Raw genomic sequence first — 16,189 nt, 5'->3', positions numbered from 1 at the left:
GCGCCGGGCGCGACAGGCTCTACCGCCCCTCGCGATACCAGGTCGCCGACAGGGCGAGCAGCAGCAGGCCGACGCCGGCGAAGCCGGCGAACAGCGGCAGGCTGTCGATCCCCTTCAGCACCGTCTCGTTGGTCATCCGTAGCGACAGCCGCTGTGGATCGGGTGCGCGCACGGCGCCGGAGACCGGCAGGAGCGGGGGAACCCTGAGACTGCCCTCCTCGTCGGCCAGCCGGTGGACGATGCCCTTGGTGCTGTCTGCGAGCGGCGCCAGGGTCTGGGTGGTGGAAATGGTCGCCTTGAACTCCGGCGCATCGACGGCACCGACATGCACGAGCGCGGTCAGGCCCTCGTTCTCGATCTCGTAGAGGCCGGTTTCCGCGGTCTTGACTTCGGCCTTGTAGAGGCCCGGGCCGCTCTCGCGCAGTTCGACCGGCCGCGTTGCGCCGGAGGGCAGCTTCATCATCGCCGGCCCCGGCGCTTCCTTGATCGTCTGGCGGGTGATCTCCAGGGTGCGGCCGAAGGCGCGCGCCGTCAGCGCCTCCTCCTCCAGCGCCGGTTCCTGCATCAGCCAGTGGGCGGTGCGGCGATAGAGCGAGACATGCGGCCCGCCGCCCTCGAAGCCGCGCGCCCACAGCCAGCCCTGGTCGGAGAGCAGCATGGCGACCCGGCCCTTGCCGTAGCGATTGAGCACCAGCAGCGGATTGTTGTCCGCGCCTTCCATGACGACGTTGCCCTGGGGGGCTGCGACGTCGACGGTGCGGAACCAGCGACCCCAGTGCGGCGGCTCGTCGAGGGCGCCCTCCAGGCCGCGCGTGACCGGGTGCTTCCTGCCCTGCTCGGACAGCCTCGGGAAGAAGGCCTTCTCGTTCATCACGCCTGTCGGTGTGGCCGGCAGGACCACCGACAGCGGCGTATAGGCGATGGAATCGTCGCCGGCATGCTCCGGGCCGGCGGCGATCAGGAGCGCGCCGCCGTTTTCCACGTACTGGGCGATGTTGTCGTAATAGAGGATCGGCAGTACGCCGCGGTGCTGGTAGCGATCGAAGATGATCAGGTCGAATTCGTTGATCTTGTCGACGAACAGCTCGCGCGTGGGGAAGGCGATCAGCGACAGCTCGTTGATCGGCGTGCCGTCCTGCTTTTCCGGCGGGCGCAGAATGGTGAAGTGGACGAGGTCGATCGCCGTGTCGGACTTCAAAAGGTTGCGCCAGGCGCGTTCGCCGGCATGCGGCTCGCCGGAGACGAGCAGCACGCGCAGGTTCTCGCGGATGCCGTCGATGACGTGGACGGCGCGGTTGTTGGCGGTGGTGATCTCGCCCTCGACCGGATCGACGACGAATTCCAGCACGTTGTTGCCGCCGCGCGGCACGGTGAAACGGAACGGCGTCTCCGCACCCGGGGTTGCGGTCTCGGAGGCGATCTCGTTGCCGTTGAGGCGGATGGTCACACGCGCCGCCGTGCCGGGGCTGCGGCCGTCGTCGGTAACGCGGAACTTCAGTTCCTGCGGTTCGCCGACGATGCCGAAGCGCGGCGCGTTCAGCACCTCGATGCGCCGGTCGAATTCGTCCGGCCGCCCGGTGATCAGCGCGTGCACGGGCGCATCGAAGCTGGAGAAGGCGGCGGGATCGGGAATGTCGTGCACCTGGCCGTCGGTCAGCAGGATGGCGCCGCCGACGCGGGAGGGCGGGACGTCCGCAAGCGCCGAGGTCAGCGCGTCGAACAGGCGGGTCGAGGGGGTATCGGATTCCGGGTCGTCGCCGGCCTCGACGATGCGCGGCTCGATGCGCGGATAGCGGGCCAGCCGCTCCTTGAGTTCGGCCAGCGCCTGATCGGTCATCGCCGTGCGATCGGCATTCTGCTGGCTCTGGCTGCGGTCGACGATGACGGCGACGACGGTGGACAGCGCCTCGCGCTCCTCGTTCATCACCACCGGGTTGGCGAGCGCCAGCAGCAGCAGCGCCAGCGCGAGCGTGCGGATCGCGGCGCCGCGCACCCGGCGCCACAGGCCGAAGATCGCAAGCGCTGCGGCGACCAGCGCGAAGACGCCGATCACGGACCAGGGCAGCAGGGGGGAGAAGGCGATGTTCATCTACTGTCCCAGCCTTTCGAGGAGGGCGGGAACGTGGACCTGGTCCGCCTTGTAGTTGCCGGTCAGCATGTACATCATGATGTTGACGCCCGAGCGGAAGGCGTGCTCGCGCTGGGTCTCGTCCGGCGGCACGGTCGGCAGCAGCGCCATGCCGTTGTCGTCGATGGCCCAGGCGCCGGCGAAGTCGTTGCCGGTGATCATGATCGGGGAGACGCCGTCGCCGGCACGGGCAGGGCGGTTCGGATCCTGCTGCTGGTCGAGCTCGGCCTCGACCCAGAGCGGGCTACCGGTGAAGCGGCCGGGGAAATTCGACAGAAGATAGAACGACTTGGTGAGCACGTGCTCCGGCGGGACGGGTTCCAGCGGGGGAATGTCGAGATTGGCCAGGATGTCGCGCAGGCGCTGCGTATTGGGGCTCGTGTCGCCGCTTTCCAGCGAGGAGAACTGGTCGCGCGTGTCGAACAGCACGGTGCCGCCGTTGCGCATGTAGGCGTCGATGCGGCTGATCGTGGCCGAGGTCGGCATGTCGGCGGAGGCGCTCACCGGCCAGTAGAGCAGCGGAAAGACGGCGAGTTCGTCCTTGGAGATGTCGACGGCCACCGGCGCGCCGGGCTCGAGCGTGGTGCGGTAGGTCAGGAATTCGGTCAGCCCCGCCAGCCCGCGCTCGGAGACGCGATCGACGTCGGGCTCGCCGGTGACGACATAGGCGAGGTGGGTGGTGTCCATCCGCTCGAGCAGTTCGGCGTCGTCGGGCCTGGCGTCGTCGGCGTATGACGGCGCCGGCGACAGGGCCGCGAGCGAAACACCGAGACCGACCGCCAGCGCGAGCGCGGTTGCGCCACGGGCGGTGGCCGGCCGGAAGCGGCGGGCAAAGGCTCCGCTCATGAACAGCACGATCAGGCAATCGGCGAGCAGGAGAAGCGTGGCGATCAGGAACAGCGCCGGCTTCAATGACTGCGCGACCTGGCCGATCAGGTTTTCGCGGGTGACGGCGGCGCCATCGGCGGCCGGCAGCGGCGCGAGGTTCGTTCCCGCCGGAAACAGGTTGTGGGCCAAGAAGCCGTCCTGCGAACCGTAGAGCCCGGGGGGATTGTCGACGCTGGCGGGCACGGCGCCGGCTGCGGCCGGGTCGAGCGGCTTCGCCTCGCCGGTATCGGTGGTGAGCGTGCCGACCGCGGTCAGCAGCCGGAAGGGCGGCAGGTGCTGGCCCTGCGTGTCGCCGGTCGCTGCGACCCCGCCGCCGCGCGACAGCTGGACGCTGCGGCGAAGCATCTCGACGAAATCGCCCGACAGCGGCAGGTTCGACCAGCCGGTCTCGGCGCTGACATGGAAGAGCACGATGCGGCCCGCGCCGACCTTGCCGGTGGTCACGAGCGGCGTGCCGTCGGCGAGGCTCGCCCAGGTGCGTTCCGGCAGGTCGGGCGTCGGTTCGGCCAGGACCTGCCGCTTGACGAGCACGTCGCCTGCCCGCGGCATGCCGGCAAAGGGGCTCGTCTGCGGGTAGTCGGCGAGCGGCTGCGGTTCGGACCAGGACAGCGCGCCGTCGAGTGCGCGCTCGCCCTTGCGCAGGACGACCGGCACCAGCGGGTCGTCGGCGGGGGCGGCGGCGAGCCGCGGACCGGCGAAGCGGATCAGCATGCCGCCGGCCTCGATCCAGCGCTGCAGCGGTGCGTAGGTCTCCTCCGGCAGGCGGCCGACGTCGGCCATGATGATGACGGAGGGGCGCTGCTCCAAGAGTTCGGGGATGCCGGCGGCAAGGTCGGCGACATTGGGCCGGACGAGATCGGAATAGGGCGCCAACGCCTGCTCGATGTAGTGGAGCGAGGACAGCAGCGGCTGGCTCGCGTCATGCGTCTCGCCGGTCAGCAGGGCGACGCGGCGGCGGCGGAAGCCGTCGTCGAGCATGTAGGTGCCGCCGGCGGTGGCAAGACCGTCGATCGTCACCTGGGCGAAATCGTTGCGCAGTTCGAAGGGGGCGGCGATGCTGCCGGTACCGCTCGAAGCACCGGCGGCGAAGGTCAGGGTGCCGTTGGCGATCGCCCGGCCGCGCGTGTCGTGTGCGGTCATCGACAGCGTGCGCGCCTCGCCATCGGCAAGGCGGCTGGCGGTGACGTCCATCGCCTCGGCATCGTTGCTGGCGTCGGTCAGCGCGATCGTGCCGCGACCGTCGCCCTCGACGAGGCGCAGTTGCGCGGGCCGCAGGGCCTGCAGCGCTGCGACCGTGTCGTCCGCCTCGCTGCCGGCGATGCCGTCGGAAAGGAAGGCCAGCGTCCCCGGCTGCGTGCCGGCGAGCGCGGTCTGGAGTGCCGCGACGGCCTGCGCGCGATGGGCGGGCAGCGGGCGCGGCTGGGCAGCGGCGAGCCGGGTGCGGGCGGTGGCCGCATCCGCCGGGACCGCGTCATTCTGGCGGTCGACGGTGAAGACCACCGAGATCGGCAGGTCGCGGGCCTCGGCGTCGTCCACCATGGCGTTCGCGGTGTCGATCCGGCGCTGCCAGTCGCCGGCCGCGGCCCAGCTGTTGTCGATCACCAGCACCAGCGGTCCGGAGCCGGCGAGCGTGTTCTCGCGCGGATTGAGGACCGGGTCGGCGATCGCGAGGATGACGGCTGCGGCCATCAGCATGCGCAGCAGCGTCAGCCACCACGGGCTGCGCGCCGGCGTCTCCTCGCGCTTGAGGATGGAGGCCAGGATGCGGAACGGCGGAAAGGCCTCGACGACGGGCTTCGGCGGGGTGAGCCGCAGCAGCCACCAGATCGCCGGCAGCAGGACCAGGGCTGTAAGGACTGCGGGATAGGCGAAGGCAAGGCCGCTCATCGGCGATCTCCCGCCGCCTTGGTCGCCGGCATGCCGGAGAGATACATGTGGACTGCGACGAGCGCTTCGGAGGCGAGGTGGTCGGTGCGGTGGGCGATGAAGCTCCAGCCGAGATGGCGCAGGCTGTCGGCGAGCGCCGTGCGGCGGGCCGTGTAGGCGCGGCTGTAGTCGTCCTTCAGCGTCTCGGCGCGGCCGGCCGTCATCTTCTCGCCGGTCTCGGGGTCGGTGAACTCGGTGCGCCCGGCATAGGGGAAGAGTTCCTCGGCAGGATCGGCGATCTCGACCACGTGGCCGCGCAGGCCGCGGCGGGCGAGCGGGGCGAGGCGCGCCATGATGGCGTCCGGCGCGTCGAGGAAGTCGCCGATCAGGACGATGTCGCTCATGCCGCGGATCATGCCGGTGCGCGGCAGGCCGTCGGCGAGCGGGCTATGGGACAGGGCGGTGGCGAGCCGTTCGGCCGCATTGCGCGCGGCGATCGGCTCCATCACGCCGGGGCAGCCGATCCGCTCGCCGGAGCGGGCGAGGATCTCCGCCAGCGCCAGCATGATGACGAGGGCGCGGCTCTCCTTGGAGACGCTGCCGAGCGTGGACTTGTACATCATCGACGGCGACAGGTCGGCCCAGAGCCAGATCGTGTGGGCGGCCTCCCATTCGCGGTCGCGCACATAGGTGTGGTCGTCGCGGGCGGAGCGCCGCCAGTCGATGCGCGCGAGGCTCTCGCCATCCACATAGGGGCGGAACTGCCAGAAATTCTCGCCGATGCCGCGCTTGCGGCGGCCGTGCCAGCCGGCGATGACGGTGTTGGCGAGGCGGCGCGCCTCGACCAGGCAGTCCGGGATGAGGACCGCGCGGGCCTGCGCCCGGGAAAGCACTTCGGCCGACGGCGTCCGCTCTACAATGGTTCCGATGGCGGCCATGAAGCGCCTCCGTCAGCCGCGGGCCTGCCGGACCAGCGAGGCGATGACGTCGCGCACCGAGATGCCCTCGGCGCGGGCGGCGAAGGTCAGCGCCATGCGGTGCTGCAGCACGGGCTCGGCAAGGGCCAGCACGTCGTCGATGGAGGGCGCCAGGCGCCCCTCGTAGAGGGCGCGGGCGCGGGCACAGAGCATCAGCGCCTGTCCGGCGCGCGGGCCGGGACCCCAGGCGACCTGCTTGTCGGTCTCGGCATTGCCGTGCCCCGGGCGGGCGGAGCGGACGAGGGCGAGGATCGCGTCGAGCACCGTCTCTCCGATCGGCATCTGGCGGATCAGCATCTGGATTTCCTGCAGGCGTTCGGCGGTGAGCGCCTGGCCCGCCTCGGCCTCGGCGAGCCCGGTCGTCTCGAGCAGGATGCGCCGCTCGGCGGCGAGGTCGGGATAGTGCACGTCGACCTGCAGCAGGAACCGGTCGAGCTGGGCCTCGGGCAGAGGATAGGTCCCCTCCTGCTCCAGCGGGTTCTGCGTCGCCAGCACGTGGAAGGGGCGGGGCAGGTCGTTGGCGCGGCCGGCGACGGTCACGTGGTATTCCTGCATCGCCTGGAGAAGCGCAGACTGCGTGCGCGGCGAGGCGCGGTTGATCTCGTCGGCCATCAGGAGCTGGGTGAAGATCGGGCCGGGGACGAAACGGAACGAGCGCCGGCCGTTCTCGTCCTGGTCCATCACCTCCGAGCCGAGGATGTCGGACGGCATCAGGTCGGGGGTGAACTGGATGCGGCTGGAATCGAGGCCGAGCACGGTGCCGAGCGTGGAGACCAGCTTGGTCTTGGCGAGGCCCGGCACGCCGACCAGCAGCGCATGGCCGCCGGAGAGGACGGCGAGCATCGTCTGCTCCACCACGCTTTCCTGGCCGAAGATGACCTTGCCGACCTCCTGGCGTACCCTGGCGATGTCGGAAAGCGCGCGTTCGGCGGCGGCGATCACGGCCTTTTCGTCGAGAGCTGCTTCGGAGGATGTCATCACGCCCATGGTCGTCTCCAGATTACCGGTTTAGGCCTGCCGCAGGGCCGAAGCTGCTGTCGCTCCAACGGTCGATTGTTGAGCTTATCGGCTCGCCTGCTGCTGACAAGCCATGATGAAATGACTATCTCGTCACAATAGCTTGAGATAGGGGCCAACCGGGACGGAACAATGGCGAAGGGCGATATTCAGGCTTCGGGCGATGCGGCGGGACTGGCGGCGCTGATCGCGCGCGCCGCAGCCGACAAAGGCGACCAAAAGCGGGGCCTGCCGCCCGTCGAGAAGTGGAATCCTCCCGATTGCGGCGACATCGACATGGAGATCAGGGCCGACGGCACCTGGTTCTACATGGGCACGCCGATCGGCCGGGCGCCGCTGGTGCGGCTGTTTTCCACGGTGTTGCGGCGCGAGGAGGACGGCAGGACCTGTCTCGTAACACCTGTGGAAAAGGTCGGCATCCGCGTCGTCGACGCGCCGTTCGTCGCCGTCGAGATGGAAGCGGTGGGGGAAGGGGAGACTCAGGTGCTGACGTTCCGCACCAATGTCGGCGATGTGGTCGAGGCCGGCAGCGACCATCCGCTGCGTTTCGTCATCCATGGCGATAACAAAGAATTGAAGCCCTACCTGCACGTCAGGGGCCGTCTGGAGGCGCTCGTTTCGCGGCCGGTCATGTACGACATCGTCGCCCTCGGCGAGACGATCGCGGTAGAGGGAACGGAGATGTTCGCCGTCCGCTCGGGCGGCGCCGTCTTTCCGATCATGCCGGCGGCAGAGCTGGAAGCGGTTTCGCGATGAGCCTTCCCCTCTACAGTGCGGCCGAGTTCCGGCGCCGTGCCATTTTGCAGTCGCGGACGATCACCGCCGACAGTTGGCGGGAGAGCGGCGATGCCAAGCTGAACCCGGCGACGATCGCGCATGTTGAGGACATGAAGCTGAAGGACGCGGCGGTGCTGGTCGCGGCGGTGGACGAGGGCGACGATGCCCGGCTGATCTTCACGCAGCGCACCGCGTCGCTGCGCAAGCATTCCGGCCAGATCGCCTTCCCGGGCGGGGCGGTGGACGAGGACGACCATGACGTCGAGGCGGCCGCGGCGCGCGAGGCGGAGGAGGAGATCGGGCTCGACCGCCGGCTGGTGGAGCCGGTCGGGCGCCTGCCGGACTACATGGCGCTCTCGGGCTTTCGCATCACCCCGGTGCTGGCGGTGGTGCAGCCGGGCTTTTCGCTGACGCTCAACCCCGTCGAGGTCGACGACGTGTTCGAGGTGCCGCTGTCGTTCCTGATGAACCCGGAGAACCACGAGACCGGCAGCGGCGTCTGGCTCGGCGGCGAGCGGCACTACTATCGCATGCCCTACGAGGGGCGGAACATCTGGGGAATCACCGCCGGCATCGTGCGGGTGATCTATGAAAGGCTCTATGCATGACGTCGCTATCGGATCAGGACTGGTTCCGGCAACCGGCGCTGCGGCGCGTGCTCGACCTGCTCAATGCCGACGGCGGCGAGGCCCGCATCGCCGGCGGGGCGGTGCGCAACGCATTGATGGGCGTGCCGGCGGGCGACGTCGATATCGCCACCACGCTCGTGCCGCAGGAGGTGGTCGCGCGCGCCAGGGCTGCCGGGATCAAGGCGGTGCCGACGGGAATCGAGCATGGAACCGTGACGCTGGTGGCGAGCGGAACGCCCTTCGAGGTGACGACGCTGCGCCGGGACGTGGAGACGGACGGCCGCCGGGCGCAGGTGGCGTTCGGCACGGACTGGCAGCAGGATGCCGAACGGCGCGACCTGACGATCAACGCGCTCTATGCGACAGCCGACGGCGAGGTGATCGACCTGGTGGGCGGGCTGCCGGACATCGAGACGCGGACGGTGCGGTTCATCGGCGATGCGGCGCAGAGGATCGCCGAGGATCACCTGCGGATCCTGCGCTTCTTCCGCTTCTTCGCCTTCTACGGCGGCGGCCGCCCCGACGCGGACGGGCTGAGGGCCTGCGCGCGGGCGAAGGACAAGCTCGCGTCCCTTTCGGCCGAGCGGGTCTGGTCGGAGACCAAGAAGCTTCTGACCGCCGCCGATCCGTTCCGCGCGCTCTTGTGGATGCGGCAGTCCGGCGTGCTGACCGCCATTCTGCCCGAGACCGAGAAGTGGGGCATCGACGCCATCCCGGCGCTGGTGGCTGCGGAACAGGCGCTGAAGTGGGAACCGGACCCGCTTCTCCGGCTTGCGGCGATGGTGCCGCCGGATGCTGAGCGGCTTTCCGCCCTGGCGCAGCGCCTGCGGCTGTCGCGCGCGGAAGCCGCCTATCTGGCGGACTGGGCCGCAGCGCCCGACATTCCGAAGACGATCGCCGAGACCGCCTTCGACCGCATGCTCTACCGCACCGGGCGCGAGGGGCTGACGACGCGACTGAAGCTGGCGCTGGCGCTCGTGCGCTCGAAGGCTGCGGACGATCCGCAGGCGATGGCGGAGAGCGCCCGCCTGCAGCGGCTGCTGACGCGTGCGTCAGGCTGGACGCGTCCGGCTTTCCCGCTGTCCGGCGCCGACGTGCTCGCGGCCGGCGTCGCGGCCGGCCCGGCGGTCGGCAAGGTGCTGGGCGCGCTGGAGACGGAATGGGTGGAGGGCAATTTCACCCTCGACCGCGCAGCGCTGATGGCCCGGCTGGAGACGCTGGCGAAGGACGCCTGACGGCGGGGCAGGATAAGGGCCCGACGAGCAGGGCTGGGTCGGCTGCGGATGCGAACGGCCACCGCACAGCGAAACGCCGCGCAGGCCGTTGCGCGGCGCCGGTCGGGTCGCCGGAAAGAGCGTTGCCCGTCATCATTGCTTTCAACGAGGCCCGTCAGCGGTGCCTGTCAGCGATGCCTTTCAGGCACTCACCTTCTCGTCGACGATCCTGGCCTTGATGTTTTCGACCATGTTCTCGCGAATGACGGTTTCGCCATGGGCGGTGCGCATGTGCTCGACCACGCGGCGGACGACTTCCGCATCGTTGTCGGCGCGCGTATGCCACTCGCAACCGGGGACGAGCGTTCCACATTCGAACAGTCTCATGGCATCTCTCCCTATGTTCTTGCCAGTGTTCCTGGCTGGCAGCTTGTTGTTGCCTGGCAGGTTGTCCTTGCTTGGTCTGTTCTGCCGTCCCGTTCGACCGTTGGCCGGATCAGGACGTGGTGCGAAGGCAACGCGGAACGGACGGTGTGGTTCCGCCCCGCGGAAGCGCTGCCTTCAGCGCTTTGCCCATGCGTCGAAGCAGGCCGACGACTGTTGGTCCTGGTCCTTTGCCCTGGGGGATGACTTTGCCGCGGTTTGCTGGCCTGCCAGTTGCCGGCGGGCCTGTTGCAGATAGTATTCCGGCGGCAGGCTGGTGCCGCTGGCGATGCGCATGTTCTCAGCGATGCGATGGATGAGATCGGCGGTTCCGAGCGCTTTCTCCTCGCCCCTCGGGGTGCCGGCAGTCGTATTCGTCATGATAACCCTCCTCCGATGGAACCATGCGGGGACAATCCTATCATACGAAAGACTAGTCCGGTATGCGTCAGGGAGCGTTGATCCAGCGCAACTTCGCGTGAGCCGAATTTTCGCCCCGGACCGGTCGGGACCAGGTGCAGGGCCGGATCAGAGCCAGCGTCAGGGCCAGCGCCAGGGCGACAGTCAAGGCCAGCGAACCACCGGCGGCATGGACGACAGGATGGAGTCCACGTTGCCGCCGGTCTTCAGCCCGAAGATCGTGCCGCGGTCGTAGAGCAGGTTGAATTCCACGTACCGTCCCCTGCGCACGAGCTGCTCGTCGCGTTCCTCTTCGGTCCAGCCGTTGTTGAAGTTGGAACGGACGATCTTCGGATAGACGAGGCCGAAGGCGCGGCCGACATCCTGGGTGAAGGCGAAGTCGGCCTCCCAGCCGCCGGCCTCCTTGGGCGAGTGCAGCCAGTCGTAGAAGATGCCGCCGACGCCGCGCGGTTCGCCCCGGTGCTTGAGGAAGAAGTATTCGTCGCACCAGGCCTTGAACTTGGGATAGTCGGCGACCTGGTGCCGGCCGCAGGTGATCTCCATGGCACGGTGGAACAGCACCGTGTCGGGATCCGTCTGGACGCGCCGGCGTCCGAGCATCGGGGTCAGGTCGGCGCCGCCGCCGAACCAGTGGCTGGTGGTGACGACCATGCGCGTGTTCATGTGCACGGTCGGCACGTTCGGATTGACCGGATGGGCGATCAGCGAGATGCCGGATGCCCAGAAGCGCGGATCGTCGTTGGCGCCGGGGATCTGTCCGCGGAACTCCGGCGAGAACTCGCCCTGCACGGTGGATGTGTGGATGCCGACCTTCTCGAAGACGCGGCCGGACATCATCGACATGCGGCCGCCGCCGCCGTCGCCTTCCTCGCGCTGCCAGTCGCGCCCGACGAACCGTCCCGGCTCGCGGTCGCTCAACGGCCCCTCGAGCTCGTCCTCGAGCGCCTCGAAGGCCGCGCAGAGCTGGTCGCGCAAGCTCTCGAACCATGCCCGCGCGCGTGTCTTGCGCTCCGCTATGTCGTCCGGCAGGCCCTTTGGCAGCTCCGGTCGTTCCATCGTCTCTTCCCGCTTTGGGGGGCCGCATTGCGCGGCCGATTCTGCTTCATGCCACATTTCCCATTTTTCGCCGCCCTTTGGCAACCTTTGCCCGCGGCGGCCGGACAGGTGGGACTCGCCAAAGGCGCGCCGGCATCCTATCTTGCTTCCATGAATGTGCTGCCGGAGGCTTTCTGAATGGCGCGTATTCCAGGTCCACCGCCGCTCGACGGCCTGAAGCGGCGGATCGAACAGAGCAGACAGGCGCGCACCGCGCAGCAGAAGGGCCATTTTGTCCGCGAGACCTACCAGCTCGAACGCGATGCCGCGCGCCAGAAGGCGCGCGAGTGGTTCGAGACCTGGCCGAAGGCGGCCTACTGGACCGAAGTGGAAAGCTGGCGACCGCTGGAAGGCGACCGGATCGAGTTCACCATGCGGCGGCTGCCGAGCGCCGACTGAGCGCGACCGGACGACGGCCGCGTGTGCAGGCGGACGGCGCTGTGCCGCGGCGTTGTTTGTTTTTCCCGTGAGTTGTAGCGCTGTGGACATACCCGCGGCTCGAAGCATGGGCTAGGAGAGCCTTCCACCGGATTGTCTCCCCATGCTTCGCGCCGTCGCCATCCTTTCCATCACCCAGATCCTGGCCTGGGCCACCATGTTCATGGCGGTTTCGGTGCTGGGCGACGCGATCGCCGTCGACCTCGGCCTGACGTCGGCCGCCGTGTTCCTCGGCCCGTCGGTGATGCTGGTCGCGATGGCGGTGGCGTCGCCGGCGACGGCTTCGCTCTATCGGCGACACGACCCGCGGATCGTCCTGATCGCCGGAAGCCTCGCGGCGGTCCCGGGGTTCGGCCTGCTCGCCATCGCGCAGGCCCCTGCGGTCCACTATGCCGGCTGGGCGGTGCTCGGCCTTGCCGGGGCAGGGGCGCTGACGAACGCGGCGCACGTCTACCTGTCGCAAGCCTTCGCGGCCGCGGCCCGGCGGGCGATCGGGGCGCAGATGCTCGCCATGGCGCTGGCGCCCACCGTCTCCTGGCCGATGACGGCGTTCCTGCAGGATGCGCTGGGCTGGCGGGCGACGTACGCAGCCTTCGGCGCCGTCATGTTGCTCGTCGTGGTGCCGCTGACCTGTTTCGGGCTGCCGGCCGTGCGGCCGCCTGCTGCCGGGACGGGGGGCGAACATGCCCGCCGCGGCCCGGAAGGCCGTCGATCCCGGCTGGTCATGGGCCTGATCGTCGGGGCGGTCGCGCTGAACGGTTTCATCACCTGGGGCTTCCAGCTCGTCGTCATCGCGCTGTTTCGCGATCTGTCGGTCCCGGCGGGGCTCGCCGTCGGTTTCGCGTCGATGATCGGCGTGGTGCAGATGTCGGCGCGGCTGATCGATTTCCTCGGCGGCAATCGCTGGGACGGGCTGACCACCGGGCTCGTCGCAGGCTGCCTGATGCCGCTGTCGCTTCTCGTCCTGCTCATGGGCGCCGGCGCTCCCTGGTCGATCGTCGCGTTCCTTTTGCTCTACGGCCTTTCCAGCGGTGCGCTGGCGGTCAGCCGGGCGACGCTGCCGCTCGTCTTCTTCCAGGGCGCGGACTATGCCAGGCTGATCGCCCGGGCCGGCCTGCCGCTGAACCTGGCGTTTGCGGCGGCGCCGCCCTTCTTCGGCTTCGCGATCGACGGCTGGGGCAGCCGGGCGGCGCTGCTGGTCGCGCTCGCGCTCTCGATCGGCACGCTCGCCTGCCTCGCCGCCCTCAACGGGTTTCGCCCGCAGGCCGACAAGGATTGCATTGACCGCGAACCACGCGCCCCTTAGATTGCGCCGCATCTGAAACAGCAGAAAGGTGCCGGTTCGATCAATGCGTCCGGCGAACACCGCTTGTTCGAGCTTGCGATCGCATTTCTTCTTATCGTCATCAACGGTCTCTTTGCCCTTTCCGAACTCTCCATCGTCTCGTCGCGCAGGGTCCGGCTGAAAACGATGGCCGTCCAGGGGCGGCGGGGAGCCGAAGCCGCCATCCGGCTGGCCGACAATCCCGGAAAATTCCTGTCCACCGTGCAGATCGGCATCACGCTCGTCGGCATCCTCGCCGGTGCCGTCTCCGGTGCCGCGCTCGGCGGGCGGCTGGGCACGATCCTGCTTGATTCCGGCGTTCCGCCCTGGCTCGCCGGCCCGCTCGGCTACGGCATCGTCATCACGCTCATCACCTACCTCTCGGTCGTCGTCGGCGAACTCGTTCCCAAGCAGATCGCGTTGCGCAATCCCGAGCGCTTCGCCTGCATGGTGGCGCCCGGCATGGCGCTGCTGTCGAAGGTCGGCGGCCCGTTCGTCTGGCTGCTGGACGGCTCGACCAAGGTCATCTTCCGCATGTTCGGCCTGCACGAGGCGCCGGAAAGCGTCGTCACCGACGAGGAGATCAAGGCGGTGATGGCGGAAGCCGAGGCCGCGGGCGTCATCGAGAGCGGCGAGCAGAGCATGATCGCCGGCGTGATGCGCTTTTCCGACCGCGAGGCGCGCGGGTTGATGACGCCGCGCAAGGACGTGGACTGGATCGATCTCTCCGACGACCCCCAGGAGATCCGCCAGCAGATCTTCAGCAGCCAGCACTCGCGCCTGCCGGTCAGCGAGAATGGCATCGAATCGATCATCGGCGTCCTGCAGACGCGCGAACTGCTGCCGGCGATCGCCTCGGGCGCGGCGTTCGACATCCGCAGCCATATCCGCCAGGCGCCGGTCATTCCCGACGGCATGGATGCGATGCGCGTCCTGGAGGCGCTGCGCTCGTCGGACGTGCCGATGCTGCTCGTCCACGACGAGTACGGCCACTTCGAGGGCGTGCTGACGCCGGCCGACGTGCTGGAAGCAATCGCCGGCGTGTTCCGCTCCGATATCGGCGAGGGCGAGGAGGACGACTATGCCGTCGAGCGTGCCGACGGTTCGTGGCTGATCTCCGGTTCCATGCCGATCGACGAACTGGCGGACCGCTTCGGCCTGTCGCTGCCGGAAAACCGCAGCTACCAGACGGTGGCCGGCCTGATCATCGACGTGCTGCAGCACCTGCCGGTCACCGGCGAGGTCGCCCAGACCCAGGGCTGGCAGTTCGAAATCGTCGACATGGACGGCCGGCGGATCGACAAGCTGCTCGCCAGCAGGCTTTAGTTCGCCCCTGGCATCCCGGATCTGGCGAAATCCCCGCGCCCCTGGCGCGGGCATCGCCGTGCGGCGATCACGGATCGATCAGCCGCGCGCCTGTCCCGTCCCTGCCGAGCGTGTCATGCGGATTGCGCAGCGGGCAGTCCTGCATCGACAGGCAGCCGCAGCCGATGCAGCCTTCCAGCTGGTCGCGGAGCGCGGTCAGCCGGGCAATGCGCGCGTCCAGCAGCCGGCGCCAGCCGGCGGACAGCGCGTGCCAGTCCTCCGCCGTCACCGGCCGGTCGTGCGGCAGCGCCGACAGCGCGTCGGCGATCTCCGACAGCGGTATCCCCGTCTTCTGGGCGATCTTGATGACGGCCACCCGGCGCAGGATCGAGCGCGGGTAGCGGCGCTGGTTGCCGCGGTTGCGGTTGCTGCGGATCAGCCCCTTCGCCTCGTAGAAATGCAGGGTCGAGACGGCGACGCCGCTGCGGGCGGCGACCTCGCCGACGCTGAGTTCGAACGGGACATTGCTGGCTTCGGTTTTCCGCATGGCGGCTGTTGACCTCAACTATGGTTGAGGTTTTATAGCATCGGCTCCGCACAATGGAACAAGGGAGCCACGGCATGAAAGAGACTATCCGCGTCACGTTGATCTATGGCAGCGCCCGCGAGGGGCGTTTCTGCGACACGGTCGCAGACTGGGTGCTGTCGGAGCTGCGCGAGCTGGGCGGCTGCGAGGTTTCGATCCTCGATCCGGCCGAGCTGACCTTTTCCGGCAAGGGGCCGGACGAACTGTCGGCGGCGGCGATCGAGGCGAAGCTGGAAATGGCGGACGCGTTCCTGATCCTCGTGCCGGAATACAATCACGGCTATCCGGCCGTGCTGAAGGCGATGATCGACAGCGCCTACCGGCCCTGGCACGCCAAGCCCGTGGCCTTCGTGTCCTATGGCGGAATCTCGGGCGGCCTGCGCGCGGTCGAGCAGCTGCGGCAGGTGTTCGCCGAGCTGCATGCGGTCGCCATCCGCGACACGGTGAGCCTCGCCCATGTCTGGTCGCAGTTCGATTCGCAGGGCCATCCCTTCCGGCCGGCGCAGATGAAGGGGCCGCTGATCGTCATGATGCGGCGGCTGTTCTGGTGGGCGAGGGCGCTCAGGAACGCGCGCGCGGAAACGGTCTACGACAGTGCGGCTGCCTGACGCGCGACCGCGGCGCTCAGGCGAAGCCCGTCTGCCGCAGCGCCTCGCCGGCGATCATCGCCGCCGACATGGCGACGTTGATCGAGCGCTGGCCTTCGACCATCGGGATGAGCACGCGCAGGTCGGCGCGATCGTGCACCGGGTCCGGCACGCCGGCGCTCTCGCGGCCGAAGAGCAGGATGTCGTCGGTGCGGTAGGCGACGTCGACATAGGGCGTGGCCGCCTTCGTCGAGGCGAGCACGAGCCTCCGGCCGGCGGCAGCCCGCCATTCCTCGAAGCGCTCCCAGGTGACGTGGCGGGTCAGCGTCACTGCGGCGAGGTAGTCCATGCCGGCGCGTTTCAGGCTGCGGTCGGAAATGTCAAAGCCAGCCGGCTCGATGACGTCGACGCCGAGGCCGAGGCAGGCGGCGAGCCGCAAGATGGTGCCGGTGTTGCCGGCGATGTCGGGCTGGTAGAGGGCGATGCGCAGGTCGGACATGCCCCTGCCATAGCGC

At 69.0% G+C, this 16,189-nt stretch carries 16 protein-coding genes; 7 read left to right on the top strand and 9 right to left on the bottom strand.

What is annotated here, in order from left to right; all coding sequences use genetic code 11:
- Positions 1–19 precede the first annotated feature (19 nt).
- The 4 genes from P0086_RS19435 to P0086_RS19420 are packed head-to-tail and all read right to left on the bottom strand — an operon-like array spanning position 20 to position 6,846.
- On the bottom strand, positions 20–2,089 hold the full coding sequence (locus P0086_RS19435; RefSeq protein ID WP_275788525.1) for a hypothetical protein: 2,070 nt from the start codon (positions 2,087–2,089) through the stop codon (positions 20–22).
- Positions 2,090–4,903: a DUF4159 domain-containing protein gene (locus P0086_RS19430; protein ID WP_275788522.1), complete on the bottom strand. Its 2,814-nt coding sequence runs from the start codon at positions 4,901–4,903 to the stop codon at positions 2,090–2,092.
- Positions 4,900–5,820: a DUF58 domain-containing protein gene (locus P0086_RS19425; protein ID WP_112599998.1), complete on the bottom strand. Its 921-nt coding sequence runs from the start codon at positions 5,818–5,820 to the stop codon at positions 4,900–4,902. The genes P0086_RS19430 and P0086_RS19425 overlap by 4 nt, the downstream gene beginning before the upstream one ends.
- A 12-nt stretch (positions 5,821–5,832) precedes the next feature.
- Entirely contained in the window at positions 5,833–6,846 is a 1,014-nt protein-coding gene (locus P0086_RS19420) for a MoxR family ATPase (protein ID WP_112599999.1), read from the bottom strand.
- 162 nt (positions 6,847–7,008) lie between these two features.
- Here P0086_RS19420 and P0086_RS19415 point away from each other — a divergent pair, with 162 nt between their 5' ends.
- The 3 genes from P0086_RS19415 to P0086_RS19405 are packed head-to-tail and all read left to right on the top strand — an operon-like array spanning position 7,009 to position 9,517.
- The gene (locus P0086_RS19415; protein ID WP_112600000.1) at positions 7,009–7,632 is read left to right on the top strand and encodes a DUF1285 domain-containing protein; all 624 of its coding nucleotides are present in this window, start codon (positions 7,009–7,011) and stop codon (positions 7,630–7,632) included.
- Positions 7,629–8,261 (top strand): CoA pyrophosphatase, encoded by a 633-nt coding sequence (locus P0086_RS19410; protein ID WP_112600001.1) that lies wholly within the window; start codon positions 7,629–7,631, stop codon positions 8,259–8,261. The genes P0086_RS19415 and P0086_RS19410 overlap by 4 nt, the downstream gene beginning before the upstream one ends.
- Positions 8,258–9,517 (top strand): CCA tRNA nucleotidyltransferase, encoded by a 1,260-nt coding sequence (locus tag P0086_RS19405; RefSeq protein ID WP_275788519.1) that lies wholly within the window; start codon positions 8,258–8,260, stop codon positions 9,515–9,517. Before P0086_RS19410 ends, P0086_RS19405 begins: the two co-directional genes overlap by 4 nt.
- A gap of 180 nt (positions 9,518–9,697) precedes the next feature.
- Here P0086_RS19405 and P0086_RS19400 read toward each other — a convergent pair whose 3' ends face one another.
- From P0086_RS19400 to hemF, 3 genes are all read right to left on the bottom strand, one after another.
- Positions 9,698–9,883 carry a DUF1059 domain-containing protein gene (locus P0086_RS19400; RefSeq protein ID WP_112600898.1) on the bottom strand — a complete coding sequence of 62 codons (186 nt, stop codon included), beginning with the start codon at positions 9,881–9,883 and terminating at the stop codon, positions 9,698–9,700.
- A gap of 174 nt (positions 9,884–10,057) precedes the next feature.
- A complete protein-coding gene (locus tag P0086_RS19395) occupies positions 10,058–10,300 on the bottom strand; it encodes a hypothetical protein (protein ID WP_275788517.1) in 243 nt (80 codons plus the stop codon).
- 183 nt (positions 10,301–10,483) lie between these two features.
- Entirely contained in the window at positions 10,484–11,395 is a 912-nt protein-coding gene (hemF, locus tag P0086_RS19390) for an oxygen-dependent coproporphyrinogen oxidase (protein WP_112600896.1), read from the bottom strand.
- A 177-nt stretch (positions 11,396–11,572) separates the two neighbouring features.
- Here hemF and P0086_RS19385 point away from each other — a divergent pair, with 177 nt between their 5' ends.
- The 3 genes from P0086_RS19385 (at position 11,573) to P0086_RS19375 (ending at position 14,522) form a co-directional block, all read left to right on the top strand.
- A complete protein-coding gene (locus P0086_RS19385; RefSeq protein ID WP_112611839.1) occupies positions 11,573–11,833 on the top strand; it encodes a hypothetical protein in 261 nt (86 codons plus the stop codon).
- Positions 11,834–11,975: 142 nt separating this feature from the next.
- On the top strand, positions 11,976–13,178 hold the full coding sequence (locus P0086_RS19380; RefSeq protein WP_275788512.1) for an MFS transporter: 1,203 nt from the start codon (positions 11,976–11,978) through the stop codon (positions 13,176–13,178).
- Positions 13,179–13,241: 63 nt separating this feature from the next.
- Entirely contained in the window at positions 13,242–14,522 is a 1,281-nt protein-coding gene (locus P0086_RS19375; protein ID WP_275788509.1) for a hemolysin family protein, read from the top strand.
- Positions 14,523–14,589: 67 nt separating this feature from the next.
- Here the strand turns inward: P0086_RS19375 and soxR are convergent, their stop codons facing one another.
- Positions 14,590–15,048 carry a redox-sensitive transcriptional activator SoxR gene (gene soxR / locus P0086_RS19370; RefSeq protein ID WP_148151103.1) on the bottom strand — a complete coding sequence of 153 codons (459 nt, stop codon included), beginning with the start codon at positions 15,046–15,048 and terminating at the stop codon, positions 14,590–14,592.
- 74 nt (positions 15,049–15,122) lie between these two features.
- Here soxR and P0086_RS19365 point away from each other — a divergent pair, with 74 nt between their 5' ends.
- Positions 15,123–15,695, top strand: coding sequence for an NAD(P)H-dependent oxidoreductase (locus P0086_RS19365; protein ID WP_275788504.1), 573 nt, complete (start codon positions 15,123–15,125; stop codon positions 15,693–15,695).
- A gap of 16 nt (positions 15,696–15,711) precedes the next feature.
- On the opposite strand, the gene P0086_RS19360 is transcribed toward P0086_RS19365, so the two are convergent.
- On the bottom strand, positions 15,712–16,173 hold the full coding sequence (locus tag P0086_RS19360) for a tRNA (cytidine(34)-2'-O)-methyltransferase (RefSeq protein WP_275788501.1): 462 nt from the start codon (positions 16,171–16,173) through the stop codon (positions 15,712–15,714).
- Positions 16,174–16,189: the final 16 nt, after the last annotated feature.

Origin of the sequence: Mycoplana sp. MJR14 (assembly GCF_029210525.1) — a bacterium.
GTDB lineage: Bacteria > Pseudomonadota > Alphaproteobacteria > Rhizobiales > Rhizobiaceae > Mycoplana.
This window is presented reverse-complemented; position numbering and strand designations above follow the sequence as displayed.

Bases quoted from the DNA above. Each gene is read 5' to 3' on its own strand.
- P0086_RS19360 (WP_275788501.1), bottom strand. From the start codon at position 16,173: ATGTCCGACCTGCGCATCGCCCTCTACCAGCCCGACATCGCCGGCAAC.
- P0086_RS19425 (WP_112599998.1), bottom strand. From the start codon at position 5,820: ATGGCCGCCATCGGAACCATTGTAGAGCGGACGCCGTCGGCCGAAGTG.
- P0086_RS19395 (WP_275788517.1), bottom strand. From the start codon at position 10,300: ATGACGAATACGACTGCCGGCACCCCGAGGGGCGAGGAGAAAGCGCTC.
- P0086_RS19380 (WP_275788512.1), top strand. From the start codon at position 11,976: ATGCTTCGCGCCGTCGCCATCCTTTCCATCACCCAGATCCTGGCCTGG.
- P0086_RS19415 (WP_112600000.1), top strand. From the start codon at position 7,009: ATGGCGAAGGGCGATATTCAGGCTTCGGGCGATGCGGCGGGACTGGCG.
- hemF (WP_112600896.1), bottom strand. From the start codon at position 11,395: ATGGAACGACCGGAGCTGCCAAAGGGCCTGCCGGACGACATAGCGGAG.
- P0086_RS19410 (WP_112600001.1), top strand. From the start codon at position 7,629: ATGAGCCTTCCCCTCTACAGTGCGGCCGAGTTCCGGCGCCGTGCCATT.
- soxR (WP_148151103.1), bottom strand. From the start codon at position 15,048: ATGCGGAAAACCGAAGCCAGCAATGTCCCGTTCGAACTCAGCGTCGGC.
- P0086_RS19400 (WP_112600898.1), bottom strand. From the start codon at position 9,883: ATGAGACTGTTCGAATGTGGAACGCTCGTCCCCGGTTGCGAGTGGCAT.
- P0086_RS19430 (WP_275788522.1), bottom strand. From the start codon at position 4,903: ATGAGCGGCCTTGCCTTCGCCTATCCCGCAGTCCTTACAGCCCTGGTC.
- P0086_RS19420 (WP_112599999.1), bottom strand. From the start codon at position 6,846: ATGGGCGTGATGACATCCTCCGAAGCAGCTCTCGACGAAAAGGCCGTG.
- P0086_RS19385 (WP_112611839.1), top strand. From the start codon at position 11,573: ATGGCGCGTATTCCAGGTCCACCGCCGCTCGACGGCCTGAAGCGGCGG.
- P0086_RS19435 (WP_275788525.1), bottom strand. From the start codon at position 2,089: ATGAACATCGCCTTCTCCCCCCTGCTGCCCTGGTCCGTGATCGGCGTC.
- P0086_RS19365 (WP_275788504.1), top strand. From the start codon at position 15,123: ATGAAAGAGACTATCCGCGTCACGTTGATCTATGGCAGCGCCCGCGAG.
- P0086_RS19405 (WP_275788519.1), top strand. From the start codon at position 8,258: ATGACGTCGCTATCGGATCAGGACTGGTTCCGGCAACCGGCGCTGCGG.